This window comes from Streptococcus sanguinis, assembly GCF_019928825.1.
Taxonomy (GTDB): Bacteria; Bacillota; Bacilli; order Lactobacillales; family Streptococcaceae; genus Streptococcus; species Streptococcus sanguinis_L.
In genome coordinates this window covers 275,183-293,382 of sequence record NZ_JAHZOP010000004.1, presented here as the reverse complement: position 1 = coordinate 293,382, position 18,200 = coordinate 275,183, and the positions used below count along the sequence as shown (strand labels likewise).

19 protein-coding genes and 2 pseudogenes are annotated in these 18,200 nt (G+C 43.9%); 3 read left to right on the top strand and 18 right to left on the bottom strand.

All coding sequences use genetic code 11. The annotated features are described in order from the left end of the window. Positions 1 to 7: 7 nt before the first annotated feature. The 4 genes from K1J09_RS09535 to K1J09_RS09520 all read right to left on the bottom strand — a co-directional run bounded on the left by K1J09_RS09535 (position 8) and on the right by K1J09_RS09520 (position 4,875). Complete coding sequence (locus K1J09_RS09535; protein WP_223323800.1) at positions 8 to 598, bottom strand: CDP-archaeol synthase; 591 nt, start codon at positions 596 to 598, stop codon at positions 8 to 10. Positions 599 to 948: 350 nt separating this feature from the next. Then, on the bottom strand, positions 949 to 1,950 hold the full coding sequence (gene galE / locus K1J09_RS09530) for a UDP-glucose 4-epimerase GalE (RefSeq protein ID WP_185758665.1): 1,002 nt from the start codon (positions 1,948 to 1,950) through the stop codon (positions 949 to 951). Positions 1,951 to 1,995: 45 nt separating this feature from the next. After that, positions 1,996 to 3,477 carry a UDP-glucose--hexose-1-phosphate uridylyltransferase gene (galT, locus tag K1J09_RS09525; protein WP_223323801.1) on the bottom strand — a complete coding sequence of 494 codons (1,482 nt, stop codon included), beginning with the start codon at positions 3,475 to 3,477 and terminating at the stop codon, positions 1,996 to 1,998. A 219-nt stretch (positions 3,478 to 3,696) separates the two neighbouring features. After that, positions 3,697 to 4,875 (bottom strand): galactokinase, encoded by a 1,179-nt coding sequence (locus tag K1J09_RS09520; protein WP_125330990.1) that lies wholly within the window; start codon positions 4,873 to 4,875, stop codon positions 3,697 to 3,699. 205 nt (positions 4,876 to 5,080) lie between these two features. Here K1J09_RS09520 and K1J09_RS09515 point away from each other — a divergent pair, with 205 nt between their 5' ends. Together K1J09_RS09515 and birA are read left to right on the top strand one after the other, a co-directional pair. Next, on the top strand, positions 5,081 to 6,082 hold the full coding sequence (locus K1J09_RS09515) for a LacI family DNA-binding transcriptional regulator (protein WP_125330991.1): 1,002 nt from the start codon (positions 5,081 to 5,083) through the stop codon (positions 6,080 to 6,082). A 16-nt stretch (positions 6,083 to 6,098) separates the two neighbouring features. After that, positions 6,099 to 7,034, top strand: a complete 936-nt coding sequence (gene birA, locus K1J09_RS09510; RefSeq protein ID WP_223323802.1) for a bifunctional biotin--[acetyl-CoA-carboxylase] ligase/biotin operon repressor BirA — start codon at positions 6,099 to 6,101, stop codon at positions 7,032 to 7,034. A gap of 53 nt (positions 7,035 to 7,087) precedes the next feature. On the opposite strand, the gene K1J09_RS09505 is transcribed toward birA, so the two are convergent. The 7 genes and pseudogenes from K1J09_RS09505 to K1J09_RS09475 form a co-directional block, all read right to left on the bottom strand. Continuing rightward, positions 7,088 to 7,279, bottom strand: coding sequence for a DUF3272 domain-containing protein (locus tag K1J09_RS09505; protein ID WP_002895701.1), 192 nt, complete (start codon positions 7,277 to 7,279; stop codon positions 7,088 to 7,090). Positions 7,280 to 7,317: 38 nt separating this feature from the next. Beyond that, positions 7,318 to 8,988 carry a DNA polymerase III subunit gamma/tau gene (gene dnaX, locus K1J09_RS09500; protein ID WP_125330993.1) on the bottom strand — a complete coding sequence of 557 codons (1,671 nt, stop codon included), beginning with the start codon at positions 8,986 to 8,988 and terminating at the stop codon, positions 7,318 to 7,320. Beyond that, positions 8,988 to 9,485, bottom strand: coding sequence for a GAF domain-containing protein (locus K1J09_RS09495; protein ID WP_125330994.1), 498 nt, complete (start codon positions 9,483 to 9,485; stop codon positions 8,988 to 8,990). Before K1J09_RS09495 ends, dnaX begins: the two co-directional genes overlap by 1 nt. 29 nt (positions 9,486 to 9,514) lie before the next feature. Beyond that, on the bottom strand, positions 9,515 to 10,348 hold the full coding sequence (locus tag K1J09_RS09490) for an alpha/beta fold hydrolase (protein ID WP_125330995.1): 834 nt from the start codon (positions 10,346 to 10,348) through the stop codon (positions 9,515 to 9,517). Positions 10,349 to 10,366: 18 nt separating this feature from the next. Further along, positions 10,367 to 10,990, bottom strand: a complete 624-nt coding sequence (locus K1J09_RS09485) for a Type 1 glutamine amidotransferase-like domain-containing protein (RefSeq protein ID WP_223323803.1) — start codon at positions 10,988 to 10,990, stop codon at positions 10,367 to 10,369. 11 nt (positions 10,991 to 11,001) lie between these two features. After that, a pseudogene (locus tag K1J09_RS09480) lies at positions 11,002 to 11,250 on the bottom strand (class I SAM-dependent methyltransferase); the annotation flags it as partial. A gap of 62 nt (positions 11,251 to 11,312) precedes the next feature. Further along, a complete protein-coding gene (locus K1J09_RS09475; RefSeq protein WP_223323804.1) occupies positions 11,313 to 11,894 on the bottom strand; it encodes a GrpB family protein in 582 nt (193 codons plus the stop codon). A 193-nt stretch (positions 11,895 to 12,087) separates the two neighbouring features. Between K1J09_RS09475 and K1J09_RS09470 the strand changes: the two genes are divergently transcribed. Next, entirely contained in the window at positions 12,088 to 12,849 is a 762-nt protein-coding gene (locus K1J09_RS09470) for a DNA/RNA non-specific endonuclease (protein WP_223323805.1), read from the top strand. Between the two features lie 64 nt (positions 12,850 to 12,913). Here the strand turns inward: K1J09_RS09470 and K1J09_RS09465 are convergent, their stop codons facing one another. The 7 genes and pseudogenes from K1J09_RS09465 to K1J09_RS09440 form a co-directional block, all read right to left on the bottom strand. Next, positions 12,914 to 13,651 carry a DUF3307 domain-containing protein gene (locus K1J09_RS09465; protein WP_223323806.1) on the bottom strand — a complete coding sequence of 246 codons (738 nt, stop codon included), beginning with the start codon at positions 13,649 to 13,651 and terminating at the stop codon, positions 12,914 to 12,916. Further along, a complete protein-coding gene (locus K1J09_RS09460) occupies positions 13,648 to 14,313 on the bottom strand; it encodes a SatD family protein (protein ID WP_223323807.1) in 666 nt (221 codons plus the stop codon). Before K1J09_RS09460 ends, K1J09_RS09465 begins: the two co-directional genes overlap by 4 nt. A gap of 91 nt (positions 14,314 to 14,404) precedes the next feature. Next, the gene (locus K1J09_RS09455) at positions 14,405 to 14,722 is read right to left on the bottom strand and encodes a TfoX/Sxy family protein (protein WP_032909732.1); all 318 of its coding nucleotides are present in this window, start codon (positions 14,720 to 14,722) and stop codon (positions 14,405 to 14,407) included. A 150-nt stretch (positions 14,723 to 14,872) separates the two neighbouring features. Beyond that, positions 14,873 to 16,393: an ABC transporter permease/substrate-binding protein gene (locus K1J09_RS09450; RefSeq protein ID WP_223323808.1), complete on the bottom strand. Its 1,521-nt coding sequence runs from the start codon at positions 16,391 to 16,393 to the stop codon at positions 14,873 to 14,875. Next, positions 16,386 to 17,114 carry an ABC transporter ATP-binding protein gene (locus K1J09_RS09445; RefSeq protein ID WP_223323809.1) on the bottom strand — a complete coding sequence of 243 codons (729 nt, stop codon included), beginning with the start codon at positions 17,112 to 17,114 and terminating at the stop codon, positions 16,386 to 16,388. The genes K1J09_RS09450 and K1J09_RS09445 overlap by 8 nt, the downstream gene beginning before the upstream one ends. Positions 17,115 to 17,128: 14 nt before the next feature. Continuing rightward, positions 17,129 to 17,212 (bottom strand): annotated as a pseudogene (locus K1J09_RS11895) (nuclear transport factor 2 family protein); the annotation flags it as partial. Positions 17,213 to 17,381: 169 nt separating this feature from the next. Further along, a complete protein-coding gene (locus K1J09_RS09440; RefSeq protein ID WP_011836840.1) occupies positions 17,382 to 18,161 on the bottom strand; it encodes an L-threonylcarbamoyladenylate synthase in 780 nt (259 codons plus the stop codon). Positions 18,162 to 18,200 lie beyond the last annotated feature (39 nt).

Sequence of the window (18,200 nt, the reverse complement as noted above, 5' to 3'; positions counted from 1 at the left end):
TCCCACCTCACATACGATTTTTTCTAAGTTTAGCCCAGTAGAGCAGACGATTGACTCCTAGATGCGTGCCTGCCCCGAGAATAAGTATGCCCAGCATCTGCTTCCAGGACAGAGGAATATAGAAAAGCAAGAAAATGATACAGCCAATCAAGGAATCAATCTGGTCTATCCAGATAAAGGTCCATTTCCAGCCATTCTCCGCCGTCTTGCCCTCTCTTATTTCCAACCGGCGCTTGATGAAGCTATTAGGCAGCTCAAACAAAACATAAGCCAGCCCCAAAAGAGCCCCAAGCATCAGATTAAAGAGCACGGTATTTTCGTAGAAGGCATAGACCAAGTGCAGCTTCTCTAGGGTGGGAATACCCTTTAAGAGCAATCCCCAAAGGATCTGCGCCAAAGCTCCCCAGACAATCATGCCCAAGAAACCTTTCCAGGTCTTGTTAGCCCCAAAAAGCCTCTTCCCATCCTTTAAAATCAACCCAGCATCCATTGGTCGATAAGCCGCCTCTAACAGTGAAGACTTGCAAAAGATCATATTCAGAACTCCAGCCAGAATGACCGGCATCAGGGTGATATATAAGGCAAGAATCGATTGCATACTTATTTCCTATTCTCTTTATGAAAATCAGCTTGAAAAGATTAAGAGACTTCTCAAACTTTTATGACTTCATTATATCATAAGTCACTAAAGCCCTTACACAACAAACTGTCAACATCTGTCTCATCTGATAGTGGTTCAAAAAATTCGCTATTTTACATTCTTATTTCTCCTTGTATCTGTAGCTGCCATGATTTTTCAAGATATACTAAGAATTAGTAGCAACTAAACAAGATTACAAATAATATGTCAATTAATCTTCCTTTTATTACAAGAGGCTTTTAAAAATTTGTAAACAAGCGTTTTATAATTCAAAGTAAAAAACCAGCTTTTCTAGCTGGTTTGTCAGTTTATCCTCTGTCATCATAGCCATTTGGATGACTGGAATGCCATTTCCAAGCGGTTTCGATAATGGTTTCGATATTGTCAAATTTCGGCTGCCAGCCCAGAACATTTCTTGCTTTCTCAGAGGAAGCAATCAGCGTATCCGGATCCCCTGGGCGCCGCTCTGCTATTTCCAAAGGAATAGGATGGCCGGTCACCTTGCGGGCGGCTTCTACAATCTGAAGATTGGAAAAACCAGTCGAAGAGCCAAGGTTAAAGGCATCAGATGGTTGACCAGCACGCAGGTGCTCGACAGCCAAAATATGGGCGTCAGCCAAGTCGAAAGGATGGACATAATCGCGGACATTGGTCCCGTCCGGAGTATCGTAATCATCGCCAAAGACGGCAATCTTCTCACGTTTGCCCTGAGCCACCTGAAGCACAATGGGCAGGAGATGGGTTTCAGGACCGTGATCCTCACCGATTGAACCGTCAGGTTTGGCACCGGCCACATTGAAATAACGCAGGGCTACAAACTTGATGCCATAGGCCTGGTCTGCCCAGCGCATAATGGTCTCCATCATAAGCTTGCTCTCACCATAAGGATTGATAGGCTTTTGAGGAGTCGTTTCCAGAATCGGCACTTCCTCAGGAATGCCATAAGTCGCCGCTGTCGAAGAAAAGACAATATTTTTAACACCGCATTCCTGCATGACCTCCAAAAGAGAAACCATGCCAGCTGTGTTATTGTCAAAATACTTGAGTGGATCCGACATAGACTCTGCCACCAGTGAAAAGGCAGCAAAGTGAATGACTGCATCGATGGATGGATGTTTGGCAAAAACGCTAAGCATAAAGTCCTTATCCGCCAAATCCCCCTCATAAAAGACCGCTTTCGGATGGACGGCTGCCCGATGGCCAGTCACCAAATTATCAACGACGACTACCTCTTCCTTGCCTGCTGCTACCAGACGGTCTACCATGTGCGAGCCGATATAGCCAGCTCCACCTAACACTAAAATTGCCATAAAACTTCCTTTCCCTGTTACGCTAGATTCATTATAACACATTTCCTAGGGCTGGATGCCAACGGATTGGACGAAGCGCATGAAAGCCTCCTGCCCTTCCTCTGTTCGCTTGTAAACTCCCGCATCTTCCAGTACTCGGCTGAAAATTTGTCCAACCGATGCCTGAACTACTCCTTCCACCGTCTCAGCACTAACATCTGGATTCTGGTCTTTGAGTTGATTGGCCCACTCCTGATGATAGGCAGCAACCTGACAGTCTTCTCCCAGCAAGAAAAGTTCCACCTGCTTGAGTTCTTCCTTGAGTCGAGGTGGCAGAATAGCCAGTCCCATAACTTCAATCAGACCGATATTTTCTTTCTTAATATGCTGCACATCCCTATGAGGATGGTAAATGCCGTCCGGATGTTCTGGGGAAGTTTGATTGTCCCGCAAGACCAAGTCTAGCTCAAAAGATCCATCTTTTCTGCGCGCAATCGGTGTGATAGTATGGTGAGGCTCACCCTCCGACTCTGCCAAGACCTGCACACTCGGGTCAGAATAGGTCCGCCAAACTTGCAAGATCTTGTCAGCCAACTCAATCAACTGTTCCTTCTTCTCAGACCTTAGACGAATAACGGACATAGGCCATTTGACAATACCTGCCTCGACCTCATCAAATCCGCTAAAAGTAAAGCTGCAATCCAGCTCTGCTATTTCCATAGGGAAAGTATGACGTCCTCCCTGATAGTGGTCGTGGGTCAGGATAGAGCCACCGACAATCGGCAGGTCGGCGTTGGAGCCAGCGAAATAACCCGGAAAGGTCTCCACGATGTCCAGCAAGCGCTCAAAGGTCAGCCGACTGATAGCCATGGGAAGGTGCTGGCTGTGCAGAAAGATGCAATGCTCATTAAAGTAGGCATAGGGCGAATACTGGAAGCCCCATTCCTGTCCAGCCAAGTCAAATCGGACAATCCGATGGTTGGCGCGGGCTGGGTGGTCCAAGCGACCTTGATAACCTTCATTTTCCATGCAAAGCTGGCAGGCCGGATAATGGCTGTTCTTAGCCTTTTTAGCTGCCGCAATTTCCTTGGGATCCTTTTCTGGCTTAGAGAGATTAATGGTGATTTCCAAATCTCTATATTCAGTCGGTGCTTTGAAAGCAATGTTTTTAGCAATAGCCTTGACCTTGATATAGTCATTCTTTTGACTAAGCTGGTAAAAATCAGCTACAGCTTGCTCGGGATTAGAGGCATAAGTCGTCCAGAAGTCCCGATTGAGCCGACTAGGGGCAGGGGTGATGAAGTTCATGAGCTCTGCTCCCAGTATATCCTGCTCAGCTAGGGTATCACCAATCGTCCCATTCTTGACAGCCACAGCTACCAAGTCATCCTTAAGTTCAATTAGCTGCTCAGCTTCCGTATCCTCCTCTGCCACTGCCTCTCCGACCAAAGCCATAACACGATTGCTCAGATAGATGGTGTCCATTTCTTCAAAAGTGCTATTGTCAATCACTGCTGATACGAAAGCATCCAGTAACTTCTTGGACATAGATCTTCCTTTCTCTTGCTAGTAAAGAGAGTGGGACAGAAATCGGTAATTCGTTAGAATTCGATTTCGTCGTCCCACCTCCGCACAGTTGATTAGGGCTGTAAAAGCTGATGAAATCAGCGTAATAGAGCCCACTCAACCACTGCGTCTTGCTCGACAATCCAAAGACAATTGAGAGGCTAGGACTTTTGTCCCAGACCCAAGTTCCTTTTCTGTGATTTAGTCCAGCACTCGGCTTCCGCCAGCTACTTCTGCAATGTAAAAGCTAGGGGCATAGCCGACAACCTCTTGATACTTGCGGCCAACATTTTCTTTGAAAGTTTCCACCGCATCCTTACAAACTAAAGCAATGGCGCAACCACCGAAGCCTGCTCCAGTCATACGAGCCCCCAGAACACCTTCTTGCTCCCAGGCTGTGTGAACCAAGGTGTCCAGCTCTAGACCAGTCACTTCATAGTCATGCTCCAATGAAACATGGGAAGCATTCATGAGACGGCCGAATTTGTCAAGATTGCCTGCCTGCAAAGCTACCCGCGCTTGCAAAGTCCGTTTATTTTCTAAAACAGCATGGCGAGCTCGTTTGAGACGATTTTCGTCCTCTATCAAATAGCTATACTCATCAAAAGACCACTCGTCCAACTCACCCAGAGTTGCGATAGACAGCTTACGATTGAGCTCTTCAACAGCTTTTTCGCACTCAGCACGGCGTTCATTGTACTTAGAATCCGCCAATTCCCGACGCTTGTTGGTATTCATAATCACTACAACATTGTCCTTGAGATCAAGAGGAACCAAATCATACTCAAGAGTATTTGTATCTAAGTAAATAGCTCGCTGGTCAGCACCCATTCCGATAGCAAACTGATCCATAATGCCAGAATTAACTCCGATAAATTCATTCTCAGTGAGTTTCCCGATTTTCACTAGGTCCAAACGTTCCAAGTTCAAATCAAAGAGTTTCTCAGCAATGATACCATTTAAGAGCTCTAGCGATGCTGAAGACGACAAGCCAGATCCATTGGGAATATTTCCATAAACGTAGACATCCATGCCTCGGTCAATCTTATGGCCCGCCTCCTGTAGAAAATACAGAACTCCTTTTGGATAGTTGGTCCAGTTATGCTCAGGTTCAAAGTGAAGGTTTTCCAGTGGCACTTCAATAATCCCTTTTTCTTCAAAATTTCCTGAGAAGAATCGCAAGAGCTGGTCATCCCGCTTGCGAGCTGCTCCATAAGTTCCTAGGGAAATTGCTGCAGGAAAAACATGGCCACCGTTATAGTCGGTATGCTCACCGATCAGATTGATCCGACCAGGTGAAAAGAAAGTGTGATCCGCTTCTACTCCAAAGACCTTGGCAAAATCTGAGCGGATTTGCTCTACTGAAATGACATTTGACATAAGCTAAACTCCTTTAAAATGAATGATCAATATTGTAATCGTTTTCTTATCTTTATTATAACTGTTTCCGAGTAAAACTTCAATATTTTTAGTAAAATTTTACTTAATTTAGCACCATGCAAAAATTTACTTAATTCTTCTTTGTTATTTACTAATTTTTGAGTTATAATTTATGTAGACAGTAAATTAAAAAGGACCAAATCAAATGGCTACTATCAAAGATATCGCCCAAACTGCCGGTGTTTCTCCCGCAACTGTTTCGCGGGTTTTGAACTATGACAAGTCCATGTCTGTCAGCGATGAGACGCGTAAAAAGATTTTCGATATCGCTGAACAGCTCAACTACAAAAAAAGCAAAAGGCAGAAAAAGACTTCACCTCAAACCCATCGCATTGCCATCGTGGAATGGTACACAGAGCTGGAAGAGCTGGATGATCTTTACTACTACTCCATCCGCTTAGGCATTGAAAAGAAAGCCCGGGAACTGGGCTATGATATCGTACGGATTTTCAACAACGACTCTCTAAGCCAGCTAGAACAGATTGACGGCGTCATTGCCATCGGAAAATTCAGCAGCAAGCAAGTCAAGGAGCTGGAGCAATACAGTACCGCTTTAGTATTCGTTGATAGCGATACGCTCAACCAAGGTCACAGCTGTGTAACAACGGACTTTGAGCATGCCGTTACTCATGTTCTCGACCATTTTCTTGAGCAGGGTATTCGAGAAATCGGTATGATTGCTGGACGTGAAGAAACAGCAGATGGAACGATAAGTCTTGATGACCCGCGCTTGGCCTGCTTCTGCCGTTACCTTAGTGAAAAAGGTCTTTATCAGCCGGCCTATGTCAAGATAGGCAGGTTCTCCTCAGAATCTGGCTACCAGCTGATGAAAGAATTGATTGACCAGCAAAAAGAACAGATGCCCAAAGCATTCTTCATAGCTAGCGATGCTCTGGCTGTCGGTGCCCTCCGTGCTTTTCAGGAAGCGGGAATAGCTGTTCCCCAAGATGTCCAGATTATTTCCTTTAATGATACATCCATCGCCAAATATGTCTATCCGCCCCTCAGTACTGTGACAGTCTTTACAGAGGAAATGGGCAAGCAAGCTCTGCAGATGCTGGACCAGATGATTAAAACTGACGAAAGCCCCATCCCCTATATGATCAAGCTCTCTACCAAGCTGACACTAAGAGAAAGCAGCCTTTAAGCTAGAAAGACCGCCTATGAAAACCTACGAAAAAATCTTTGACATCCTCAGTCAGGCTAACGACTATGTCAACGGTGAAAAAATAGCCCAAGAATTGGGCATTTCACGAACTTCCATTTGGAAGGCCATTCAAAAACTAGAGAAAGAAGGCATCCAAATCGAATCCGTCAAGAACCGGGGTTATCGATTGACAGCGGGTGACCTACTGATTCCTGACTGGATTGAAACACACTCACCTCTTCAGGTCTTCTTCAATCCTGACTGCCAGTCCACTCAGATGGATGCCAAGGCTGGCATGGAGGCCGGACGCCCAGCCAACACTCTCTATCTGGCCGCTGCCCAGTCTGCTGGCCGTGGCCGCTTCGGTCGTGCCTTCTTTTGCCCCAGCCAGGGCGGCTTTTACATGTCTCTCCACCTCAAGCCCAACCTCCCCTTCGACCAGCTCCCCTCCTATACTATCTTAACTGCGGGTGCCATTTACAAGGCAGTGAAAAATCTAACCCTCATGGAGATTGATATCAAGTGGGTTAATGACATTTACTATCGAAACAAAAAAATTTCCGGCATCTTGACCGAGGCTACAACTTCTATCGAGACGGGTCTCGTCACCGATGTCATCATAGGTGTTGGCTTTAATTTTTTCATAACAGACTTTCCAGCCGACATCAAAGAAAAAGCTGGCTCCCTCTTTGAAGAGAAACCAGCCATTAGTCGCAATGAGCTCATTGCCGAGATTTGGAAATGCTTCTACGAAAGTGATCCAGAAGAGCTCATCTATCTCTACAAGCAGCGCTCCTTGGTGCTAGGACGGCAAGTGACCTTTAGCCAAAAAGGCGTGGACTACCAAGGTTTGGCCAAGGATATCTCAGACAGCGGGCAACTCTTAGTCCAGCTGACAGATGGTCAGGAAATCTGGCTCAACAGCGGCGAAGTCTCGCTGACCAGTTGGTAATCAAAAATTTCATTTCAAAAGGACTGAGTTCTAATGACTCAGTCCTGTTTTCATTATTTCGGTCCTAAATGTTTATCGATTTCATCCACAATCCGCCCCATGACATAGGAAATCTGCAGATTGCGTAGCACTAAAACAGCCCAGAAAGCAGCCATGAAATAGCGCCCAGCCATGATGGATTCATTGAAAAAATAGGTTTCTAAGGCCGTAAAAACAGCCATTACAATAAATTGTCGTCTGTTCATAGATTTATTATAACACGAAAACCTAGAAAAATCTTTTTTTAGTCCTCTTGAATGGTAATTTTTTCTGCTAAAAAGTCAAATCCTTCTGGAATTAGGCTTTCCTCTTCCTTCTCTTCAGCCTCTGCCTTGCCATTGCGGCTGCGAGCTGAAAAGTCCGCCCGAATCTTGGTCCACTCTTCTAAGGAAATGGCCAAAATCTCTGGTGAAAATCCAGCTGCATTGCTGAGGATATTACCAAACATAGTATTGAGATTGTCCCGCTTCATGGTCTGCTCAGCGTTAAAATTAGACTCAAAAGCTAAGATAGCATGGCTTTCGTTGGCAGCCACTGGCTGCGATCCTGCCAGCAAGGCCTTATCAGCTCCAGCCAGACTTTCGATAATCTCACCCCAAGCATTCTGCAGCTTGGTCAAATTGCTGCGAGCAAGGCTTGGATTGTCAACAGCCTCTTCTAGGATGGCATTGACCTTATTGCGGTCTGCTCGGTAGCCCTTAGATTTCTGCGGCCGAATATCCGAAGTTCTGACAGTTGCTGCAGGTTTGCCATTGCCATTAGCCAGATGCTGCTTAAGACTATCAATCTCTTGTCTCAGTCCCTTAAGCTCATCGGCTAGATTATCCGGAATCGCTGCCACTGCAGGATGACTGCTAGTCTCTGCCAGTTGAATGGTCATCATTTCTGTATAAATCTTAGGCTGCAGGCTGTTCTTGATGTCTGCCAAACTCTTGGTCGCTATATCAATCATGGCAAATAGGGTATCCTGCGGTGTATTGAGGTTTTCCAGAAAGAGCTCACTGGCATGATGATTCTCCCCGCCAGTTTTGACAATGATTAGATCACGCAGATATTGCAGGAGGTCCGTCACAAAACGGGCCATGTTTTTGCCGCTATCAAAAATCAGATTGAGATTATCCAAGGCTGCTACTGCATCATGAGCAATCAAAGCTGCTACATAGGCATCCAAGGCTCCCAAGCTGATAGAGCCAGTGATCTCTTCAGCTATGTCTGTGGTCAAACGATTTTCCTGGGTTAAGCTAAGAGCCTGATCGAGGATAGACAAGGCATCCCGCATACCACCCTCAGCTCGACGGGCAATAATCTGCACACCTTCCTGCTCAAAATCGATGCCTTCCTGCTCCAAAATCCACTCGATATGGCCAATAATGTCCTGCGTCTTGATAGACTTAAACTCAAAACGCTGGACACGGGAAAGAATGGTCGCTGGAATCTTATGCAGTTCTGTCGTCGCTAGGATAAAGACCACATTTTCTGTCGGTTCTTCCAAGGTCTTGAGCAAGGCGTTAAAAGCCCCTGTCGAGAGCATATGCACCTCGTCAATGATATAGACCTTGTGCTTGGCAAGACTAGGCGCATAGGTAGACTTGTCCCGAATATCACGAATCTCATCTACCCCATTATTTGAAGCAGCGTCGATTTCGATGACGTCTTCAAGGCTCCCCTCCGTGATAGCCTGACAGATATAGCAGTCATTACAAGGCTCGCCGTCCTTTTGATTCGGACAATTCATAGCCTTGGCAAAAATCTTAGCAACACTAGTTTTCCCTGTTCCACGTGGGCCAGAAAAGAGATAAGCATGGCTGATTTTCCCTTGCTCCACAGCCTGACGCAGGGTGGTGGCTACTACCTGCTGCCCAACCAGCTGACCAAAGGTCTGACTGCGGTACTTTCGATATAAAGCTTGATACATTAGGCTTTTTCTCCAAACATTTCAAAATTCCAAGTCGTTTTTTCAAGCAAAATCTGGACGAACTTTTCCAAATATTCCTGATCTACCTTATCATAATCACCCGTCAAGTCTGAGTCCAAATCCAACACCCCCAGAAGTCGACCGTCTTTTACCATGGGCACCACAATTTCGCTATTAGCCCGGCTATCACAGGAGATATAATTGGCATGCTGGGTCACATCATCTACGATAATCGTCTGCTCTTTCTCCGCAGATTCCCCACAGACACCCTTACCTAGCGCAATATGGACACAGGAAACACCACCCTGAAAAGGCCCCAAAATCAGCTCGCTCCCATCAAAAAGATAGAAACCAGTAAAAACAGAATTAGGCAAGGCTTGATTAATCAGGGCGCTAGCATTGGACAGATTGGCCAAAACATTGGTCTCACCCTCCAACAAGGCTTCTAGCTGAGCCAATAAAAGTTGATAATTTGAAATTTTTTCTTTTGTGTTCATAGAGTCTATTATATCAAAAAGCCGGTCTTTCAACCAAGCTTTTCTTTAATTTTGTTATTCAAAAATTCATTAATCAGTCTATTTACAATATCGGGTTGGTCGGTATTAGAATTATGTCCTGCCTCATCAATCCATTGAACAGACTTCCCAGTATTTCTTTCATAGGCTTTCAAATATCGTCTGCATGAACCTGCACGATCTTCTTTTCCACATATAACCAATTGTGGACATTTTACTTCATAAGAAAGCTTCTTCTCTACTGCTTCTGAAAATATCTTATATCCATATCCCGCAAGACGAGCATACCTTTTTTGATCGCCATCATAAACCATCATCATATCATACATCAGTTTTCTTCCATAGTCTGTTGTTGATACGCTTTTAGGGCCTGATTTCAAAAGAGATTTCCATGGATAGATTCTATAAATTGCCTCCATATTTTTTAAGAACCACAATTCCATAGCTGTATAATACTTCCTTTGCAGGGAAGGTGAATCAATCGTAACAAGGCCTTTTAATTTCTCAGGAAAAAGTTGAGCATAAACCTGTCCTACATATCCTCCCATTGACTGACCAATTAATATTGGATTTTTTATTCTCTCTTTGACAAATATTCTATCTAGCCAACTTGCTAAATCAAATAAAGTAAAATCGAGACGAAATGGATAAGATGAAGCGTGTCCAGGTGCATCCCAAACCAAGACTCTATATGTATCTTTAAAATATTCTATTTGTTTTTCAAATAACCTATGGTCAGCAGTTAGCCCAGGTAAAAATATAAGAGCACTTTCGGATGATTCATCAACCTCATTTGTCCAATAGTGAATGACTCCACTTGATGTTTCGTATGTCTTTTCAATCAAAATACTACACCCGCATTCTTATTTATTTTCCACCAAAACCTTCACTTCCTCATCCTCCACCAGCACTGCTTGGCGATTATTAAGGGGCAGCAAATTAAGCTTGTCTCCATAAGTATTTAGGATTGCCTGAGCACTTTCAGCAAAGGGTTCTTCGCCAACATGAGGCAGGAGATAAAAATCTGCCTCATGTAACGCCACCGTATCAGACAGTTCCCCTGCTACTTCCTTATCGTCCATAAGTCTGATGTAGTCAATATCCTCAGCAGTGATAACAGCGCCAGCAGATTCGCCCACATAAACCATTCCATCCGCAATCTGCTCTTTTATCAAGGACAGAAGCTGCTTTTTCTTTAGTTCTTGCAGAAGATAAAAAGTATTGCCACCAGAGACATAGAGGAGCTTGCTTTGGAAAATTTTGACCTGAGCCGTTTCTCTATCACAAGCTGAAATATCCAAGACCTCTACTTGAAATCCCAAGTCCGCAAAGGTCTGCTGGGCTTCGTCAATATAACCCCTGTACTCTTCTACATTTCCAGCCGTCGGGATAAAAAGTACTTGTTTTCCCAATTGCTTTTCAGACGCATATTGTCTGAACAAGTCCTTGACTCCCGCAAAATATGAACATAAAAATAATTGTTTCATAGGATACCTCCTTAGTTTTTCACGATTTTATAAAGAATCCATTGGCCCTTTTTTTGACTATCGATGAGATGTAGGTCCAAGGCTGTCAAGAAGCTTTCCAGTTTTTCGCGCTTTTTAAAGTCTGGTAGGTAGTAAGCTAATTTACTCCATTCACATGCCAGTAGAATGGTTCCATCTTGCTTTAGTATCCGTTTAAGTTCTGTGAATGCCTGAGTTAAATCCGACCAATGAAAATGGGTCTGAAAGGCTGCAATCAAATTCTTTGATTGGTACATTAAGTAAAGAAAAGCAAGAATAATCAGAAAGCCAATCATTGGATAAATCATCTGTCTTCCCTCTCATATCTTCCGCCATAAAGCTTTTTAGCTTCATCTGTATAGTTCTTGATAAAATCCGTTTTAGCCTCTGTATAGGCATCACGATTGTGCTCATATTGCTTCCACAAGGACAGCTTGAGCTTTTCATAGTCTTTAGCTACAGCAGGATGCTCCTGTAAATAGTCCCTAAAGTACAGTTCATCATGATCGCCTTCATAGCGCAGATGCAGATGGAAAACGCGCTCTGCAAAACCACTCGGTGTGTAGCCTTTATTAAATGACATCCGCTCTTGGCTTTCTGACATGAGCAGATAGCCATTTTTCAGCAGCAAGTCTCTCATTGCTGCCATATCTGTTTCTTTAGGAATTTCCAGCATAATGTCCACTATTGGCTTGGCCCAAATGGTCTCTACCGATGTTGAGCCAATATGGCTAAGACGAACAATCTGATGTTCTGGCAAAAAACTCAAAAGCCGAAGCCGTTCCTCCGCATACCAGTCTTTCCACTCATCCTGATGCTCTCTTAAAAAAATCGGAAAAAGCTGCCACAGCTCCTCAAGTGACATTTCCTCTAAAGATGGACTCATAAGCACCTCCTTAGGTAATTTATACAAGCGTTTTCTCTAGTTACGATTATAGAAAAAATACACATCCTAGTCAAACCTCGAACTTATTGAACAAATATTTATTTTTGTAATATTTTTGAAAAGTTTTAGTTGTCAAACAATCTATTTTTTAGTAGAATGATGTCGGAGATATATTATTTAAAAGGAGTTCTTTATGAAAAAGTTTAGGTTTGGCACTTGGCTTGTCCTGTCAGCCGGCTCTTTGTTGTTACTTTCACAGGCTCTTCCTGCAGAAAATGTTGCTGCTAATCAGAAGAACCAGATTAAGGTCCAGCTGCTCAACCATAGCGATGAAACAGCTATCGGCACTCTGGAGTTGAATGGAGAGTATCAGCTAAAGCTTGGGAAAAAGGACAAATACGGTCGGGCTACTGCTGCTCATGTCCAAATGCAGGAGCAACACAAAGCCAAAAAGAAAAAGGAGACCAAGGTCACATACAATCCCATCGGTTGGCACAATTATAAATTTTACTATGGAAATGGAGATGATCGGGCTTGGCTCATGAATCGCGCTCACCTGATTGGCTTTACTTTCAGCGGTCTCAATAACGAAGGGAAAAACCTCGTTCCAATGACCGCTTGGCTCAACTCTGGCAGTTTCCAAGGACTGGATGACAATAACCCAGATAGCATGATCTATTATGAACATCGCTTGGAGCGCTGGTTAGAGGAAAATCCTGATTATTGGCTGGATTACAAGGTTACTCCGATTTATACGGACAATGAACTTCTTCCTCGCAAGATTGAGCTCCAGTATGTCGGATTAGACTCAGAAGGCAATATTGTCAGCATTCAGCTAGGGGGCAAGGAAACAATTGATGAAGACGGAATATCTCATGTCATCCTAGACAATGTCTCTCCTAATGCAGAGATTGACTACCAAACAGGCACTGCTGTCAATACCATGATTGAGTAGAATTACAGATAAAAATACAAAAACAGACCATCCTTACTATGATGATCTGTTTTTGTATTTATTTTTACCAATAAAGACAGCCGTAAACCAGCAGGACTGCAATCATACTGAAAAGCGAGCCAATCAGGTAGTATTCAGCAAAGGACTGGCTTTCTGAAATCTTATTATAGCGGGCGATAGACTTAGCTGTAAAAACTAGCCCAATCGCAGTAAACTGCCCGAAAATAAGGGAAAGTCCCATAATCAAGCGCTCCAAAATCCCAATCATGGCTCCAGCCCCCGCAATAGTCTCTCCGCTGTCTTCCCCTGCCTGATACTTGCTGAAGAAGAGTTTAAAGAGGATATTAATCGGCTTACCAGTAAGGGCGAAGAAAAAGAGAGCCTGCAGCATGAGGTAACGGTCAGTCAGCCAATTAGGAACTGGAATTTGCTGCTGCCCTAAGAGAAAATAAAGAGCAAAAATACTAATCAGATGCAAGATCTGATCCAGTATGAAGGCAAGCTTTTGAGCATGATGCCGGACAATCAATGAATTCAGCCTATTCTTCAAGAAGTCAATAAGCGCATGACTGAACCAGACCAAGGCGAAATATAGCAGATAATTAGGTAAGATGAGCCCCAAGAGCAACAGGGGCAAGAGAACAATTCCCAAGTGGAGAATTAAGAAATTCATCCGCCGGCTTTTTAGGTCGGCCATTTTCTGACTTTGAAGCTGAAAATCAGCTAGTACATGAGCCAGCAAAGTCAAAACAAGAATCGGATTCTGCATGAAAAATTCTGAAAATCCCATAAAATTTGTCATTCTTCAGCCTCCTTTGCTGCCTGTAGAATCATTCTCATAGCTAAACGGCGATTTCTCAGATAAATCTTCAAACCAGAGGACTTGAGTCGCTTACTAAGCGCACTGGGACTAATCTGCAACAGCTCTGCTATTTCTCCATGAGAAAAATTCTCGTCATAGATATATTCCATGAGCATCCGCTCCAGAACCTCTTTCTGACTGGTATTCCACTTGCTTTGGATAAATGAAGTAGCTGCCAGCACTGTATTGACCGCCTGACTGAGCTCTTCATCTCCCAAGGATACAGCTATACGGCTGCTGCCGTAGTCGTTCTTCTCATGAATAACATCAATGGCTGCGCGTGCCCTCCAGTAGGCCGGACCGTCCGCACCAATACTCTGCTCCCGATTGATATCCGTCACAATCTCTCCCAGACCAAGTCCAAAGCGAATCGGATGAGGAAAGCCCAAGGCAATCTGATCAAGGAGCTGCATGATCTCTGGATTAGGCCGCAGCAAAGCTTGGAACTCATCTCCAGTCGTTACCGTGAAAGGTGACACCAGACAATCCCGATAATCCTGATTTAGCACCGCCATCATGTCCTGCAGGTCCTTCTGCGCCTGCTTACGATTTTTCAGCTGTTTGGATTCTATTAAATCTCCAATAAGAGCAATATAAAGCATACCAAACCTCCTTTAAGTCCATTATAAAGGAAAATTTTAAAAATGTCTATTTAAACGGCAACTTTTTAGAATATCCATTGAAAAGGAAAGGCTATTTTTTCTTTTTTGGTGCTGGTAAGGTAGGATAGGCAGCGTCAATCAAACTGCAGAGAAAGGAAGCGTCTTCTACTTCTTTTATACGAAGCATTGGCTTTGCGCCTGGATAAGGAAACTCATAAACCGGATTTTCAAAAAAATCCAGGGCTGGCTGGACTGACTTAAGCAACAAGCGATTGTCATAAATCCCGCCAAATAAGCGCCCCCGATAATAGAGCAAATACTCTCCCATCATCTTGCGAAAGCTAATTTCTTGCCCTAAGCCCTGCAGCTGCTTCAGGATAAAATCCAAATATTCTTGACTAGATGCCATCGGAACACCTCCATGAATTGATACTTTATTATACCAAAAATGGATGAAGATTTCCTGACTAAGAGATCAACTCATCTCCTTCCATCCTTAGTCTGTCTATCCACAAGTAAGCAAAAAAGCTAGACCATACAAGTCTAACTCTTTTACTTTTTATTTTTTCAAAAGTCCTTCCTTGACCAGATAATCACGCGCAACAGCTTCGGCATTTTTACCTTCGATGCCAACTTGATAATTCATCTGGCTCATCTGACTTTCCGTAATTTTGCCAGCCAGCTTATTGAGAATACCTTCCAACTCAGGGTGTTTTTCTAGCAATTCAGCCTTCAGGAGAGGGGCACCTTGATAAGGAGGGAAAAGGTGCTTATCGTCTTCTAAAACTTGTAAATCATAACGCGCAAGTTCTGCGTCAGTCGAATAGGCATCCGTGATTTGAATATCACCCGACTGAATAGCTTGGTAGCGAAGGGCTGGCTCCATGGTCGCTACATTAAGATTAAGGCCATATAGAGATTGCAAACCCTTGTTCCCATCTTCACGATCGTTAAACTCTAGGGTAAAACCCGCTTTGAGCTTATCCTGAACCGTCTTAAGGTCAGAGATGGTTTTAAGATTGTATTCTTTGGCGATACTCTTAGGTACTGCGATAGCATAGGTATTTTGATAAGCCATCTGATTGAGCAAGACTAGATTGTCCTGTTTTTTGATTCCATCACGTGCTGCTTCAAAAACTTCTTCAGCATCATTGCTGACCTTTGGAGCAGGCTGCAAGAGAGTTCCAGTAATCGTACCGGTAAACTCAGGATAAATATCAATATCACCTTTTTTTAGAGCTTGATAAAGGAAGTCAGTCTTCCCAAAATTAGGTTTGACTGTCACAGTCATATCCGTATTTTCCTCAATGAGAAGTTTATACATATTCATGAGAATTTCTGGTTCTGGACCCAATTTCCCAGCAATAACCAGATGATCCTTCTCCTGCTTGCGAATCAGACTCGGTGTATAAGAAGCGCCGAGGCCGAGGATTAAAACCGCAAAAGCTGTAAATACAGTCCGAAGCTTAGCCTTTTCCATCCATTTAAGGAGACTGTTGAAAAGAATAGCCAAAACTGCAGATGAAATAGCTCCAATCAAGATTAGACTGGCATTGCGACGATCAATTCCTAGAAGGATAAAAGAACCTAGTCCACCAGCTCCGACAAGGGCTGCTAGAGTTGCTGTCCCGATAATCATAACCGTCGCTGTCCGAATTCCTGATACGATGACAGGCATAGCTAGAGGCAGTTCAAACTTTTTGAGTCGCTCCCACTTGGTCATCCCAAAGGCGATTCCAGCTTCTTCTAAACTAGGATCAATCCCATTCAAGGCAGTGACGGTATTTTCTAAAATCGGGAAAATAGCGTAAATCACCAGAGCAGTCAGTGCCGGCAGTGTGCCAATCCCCATGAGGGGGATAAAGAGTCCCAGCAAAGCCATTGAAGGAATGGTTTGAAAGATTCCCGCAATTTGCAGCACCCAATTGGCTGCTTTTTTATGACTATGAAGATAGATAGCGAGCGGAATGGTCAGGAAGATGGCCACTAGTAAGGTCAGAAGAGACAGCTGGAGGTGCTGCCCTAAGGCTGCCAACCATTCGCCAAAGCGCTCCTGAAAAGTAGAAAACAAATTAGCCATGTTGAACACCTCCAAACAAATCTGCTACGAAGTTGGTTGCAGGTGCAGATAGGATTTCCTCAGGTGTCGCCACTTGACGAATCTCCCCGTCCTGCAGAACAGCAATCCGATTGCCCAACTTTAAAGCCTCATCCGTGTCATGGGTAACAAAGATTGTTGTCATCCCAAACTGGTCATGGATACTCTTGGTCAAGCTCTGCAATTGCTTACGCGAGATAGCATCAAGAGCTGAAAATGGCTCATCCATCAGCAGGATTTTGGGTTGGGCGATAATGGCACGGACAATCCCCACCCGCTGTTGCTCACCGCCAGACAGCTCACTCGGCATACGCTGAGCATAGTCATCAGCAGGCAAGCCCACTAGCTCCAGCAATTCATCGGTCTTCTGCTGAATATCTGACTTGCTCCAACCTTTCATCTCAGGAATAAGAGCAATATTTTCAGCCACAGTTAGGTTTGGAAAGAGGGCGATCGCTTGTAAGACATAGCCTGTGGAAAGGCGTAGCTCACGCTCATCATAGTCTTTGATGCGCTTGCCATCCATGTAAATATTTCCATCAGTTGGTTCCAAAAGACGGTTAATCATCTTGAGCATGGTTGTCTTACCAGACCCAGAAGGACCCACTAAAACCATAAATTCACCATCCTCAATCTGTAGGTTGACATCTCTCAAGACATCCTTTTCTGTATAGCGTAGCGCTACATTTTTATATTCAATCATTCTTTGTCCTCATTTTAAAACTTCCCTCGATTCGTCAAGTCTTCTACCTTAGGCATGACTTCTTTATTGTCCCAATGCTCAACAATCAATCCATTATCATCCAAAACGAATGGTTCCATTGTAACACTTGTGATTTCAACTATCAAGAATTTTGTTCTATTTGGAAATAATTTTAAACTGGGTAAAGAATTTAAAATTAAAGTTTCAAACTAAAAAACCCAATGTAATGAGGAAATACCTCTCCCACACTGAGCTTATTTTTTTATCTTAGTAATATTCACCCTGACGGTAATCCCATGAGTTGAAAGTATCGGACAGGTGCATCATGATTTTGTCAATATCCAAGCCTTTACGGATGACTACTGGTGCTGGTGAGATGGAACGTTGGCCACCTTGTTCTGGAATCAGTTTTCCATCCTTGTCAACCATAGAGACCATGACACCTTGCTCGTAGCGCGTTTCAATGGTCTTGTCTGGCTGGATAGAGGCTACATAATCATCTGCTTCAATGACGAGGTCAACAGCATTTTCGATGCGCTCGCCAATTCCTTCAACCTTGCCGCGGTTTCCTTTACCAGATGGGTTAGCTGAGGATGCATAAACCATCTTGCCTTCTTCCCAAAGCTTAGCTGCCAGCTGCTCGCCCGCCTTACCAAACTTAATAACAAAACAGCTAGTGCCACGAACATCTGTCATCAGCTCTTCCCGACCGTCGCCAAATGCCTTGAGCTTTTCAAAAGCTTCTGGCTTCCATGGTAGGATACAGCCCAAGAGGATGTCTTCATCCCAATGCTTTTGATAAAAAGCTTCAATTTCCGGATTCAGCTGAGCCAAAGCACGGAGCTCATCCATACTACCACAGAGGACAACACCTGGCTTATTACGGTTACGAGACTTAGCTTCGAACTTACGCTCCAAGCCAGCTTTATCGCTAGTCATGATGATGTAACCCACCTTGGTAGGGCAAACGATACAGCCACCATCACCTTTCAAGATGTCATAACCTTCTTGTGAAAGCTGTCCGTTCCATTGAATGTGTTTTGTCATAAGTTTCTTCCTTTTCTATTAAATTAAGATTTATTTTAC

Coding starts and splice junctions, on each gene's coding strand:
- K1J09_RS09535 (WP_223323800.1), bottom strand. CDS start 598: ATGCAATCGATTCTTGCCTTATATATCACCCTGATGCCGGTCATTCTG.
- galE (WP_185758665.1), bottom strand. CDS start 1,950: ATGGCAATTTTAGTGTTAGGTGGAGCTGGCTATATCGGCTCGCACATG.
- galT (WP_223323801.1), bottom strand. CDS start 3,477: ATGTCCAAGAAGTTACTGGATGCTTTCGTATCAGCAGTGATTGACAAT.
- K1J09_RS09520 (WP_125330990.1), bottom strand. CDS start 4,875: ATGTCAAATGTCATTTCAGTAGAGCAAATCCGCTCAGATTTTGCCAAG.
- K1J09_RS09515 (WP_125330991.1), top strand. CDS start 5,081: ATGGCTACTATCAAAGATATCGCCCAAACTGCCGGTGTTTCTCCCGCA.
- birA (WP_223323802.1), top strand. CDS start 6,099: ATGAAAACCTACGAAAAAATCTTTGACATCCTCAGTCAGGCTAACGAC.
- K1J09_RS09505 (WP_002895701.1), bottom strand. CDS start 7,279: ATGAACAGACGACAATTTATTGTAATGGCTGTTTTTACGGCCTTAGAA.
- dnaX (WP_125330993.1), bottom strand. CDS start 8,988: ATGTATCAAGCTTTATATCGAAAGTACCGCAGTCAGACCTTTGGTCAG.
- K1J09_RS09495 (WP_125330994.1), bottom strand. CDS start 9,485: ATGAACACAAAAGAAAAAATTTCAAATTATCAACTTTTATTGGCTCAG.
- K1J09_RS09485 (WP_223323803.1), bottom strand. CDS start 10,990: ATGAAACAATTATTTTTATGTTCATATTTTGCGGGAGTCAAGGACTTG.
- K1J09_RS09475 (WP_223323804.1), bottom strand. CDS start 11,894: ATGAGTCCATCTTTAGAGGAAATGTCACTTGAGGAGCTGTGGCAGCTT.
- K1J09_RS09470 (WP_223323805.1), top strand. CDS start 12,088: ATGAAAAAGTTTAGGTTTGGCACTTGGCTTGTCCTGTCAGCCGGCTCT.
- K1J09_RS09465 (WP_223323806.1), bottom strand. CDS start 13,651: ATGACAAATTTTATGGGATTTTCAGAATTTTTCATGCAGAATCCGATT.
- K1J09_RS09460 (WP_223323807.1), bottom strand. CDS start 14,313: ATGCTTTATATTGCTCTTATTGGAGATTTAATAGAATCCAAACAGCTG.
- K1J09_RS09455 (WP_032909732.1), bottom strand. CDS start 14,722: ATGGCATCTAGTCAAGAATATTTGGATTTTATCCTGAAGCAGCTGCAG.
- K1J09_RS09450 (WP_223323808.1), bottom strand. CDS start 16,393: ATGGCTAATTTGTTTTCTACTTTTCAGGAGCGCTTTGGCGAATGGTTG.
- K1J09_RS09445 (WP_223323809.1), bottom strand. CDS start 17,114: ATGATTGAATATAAAAATGTAGCGCTACGCTATACAGAAAAGGATGTC.
- K1J09_RS09440 (WP_011836840.1), bottom strand. CDS start 18,161: ATGACAAAACACATTCAATGGAACGGACAGCTTTCACAAGAAGGTTAT.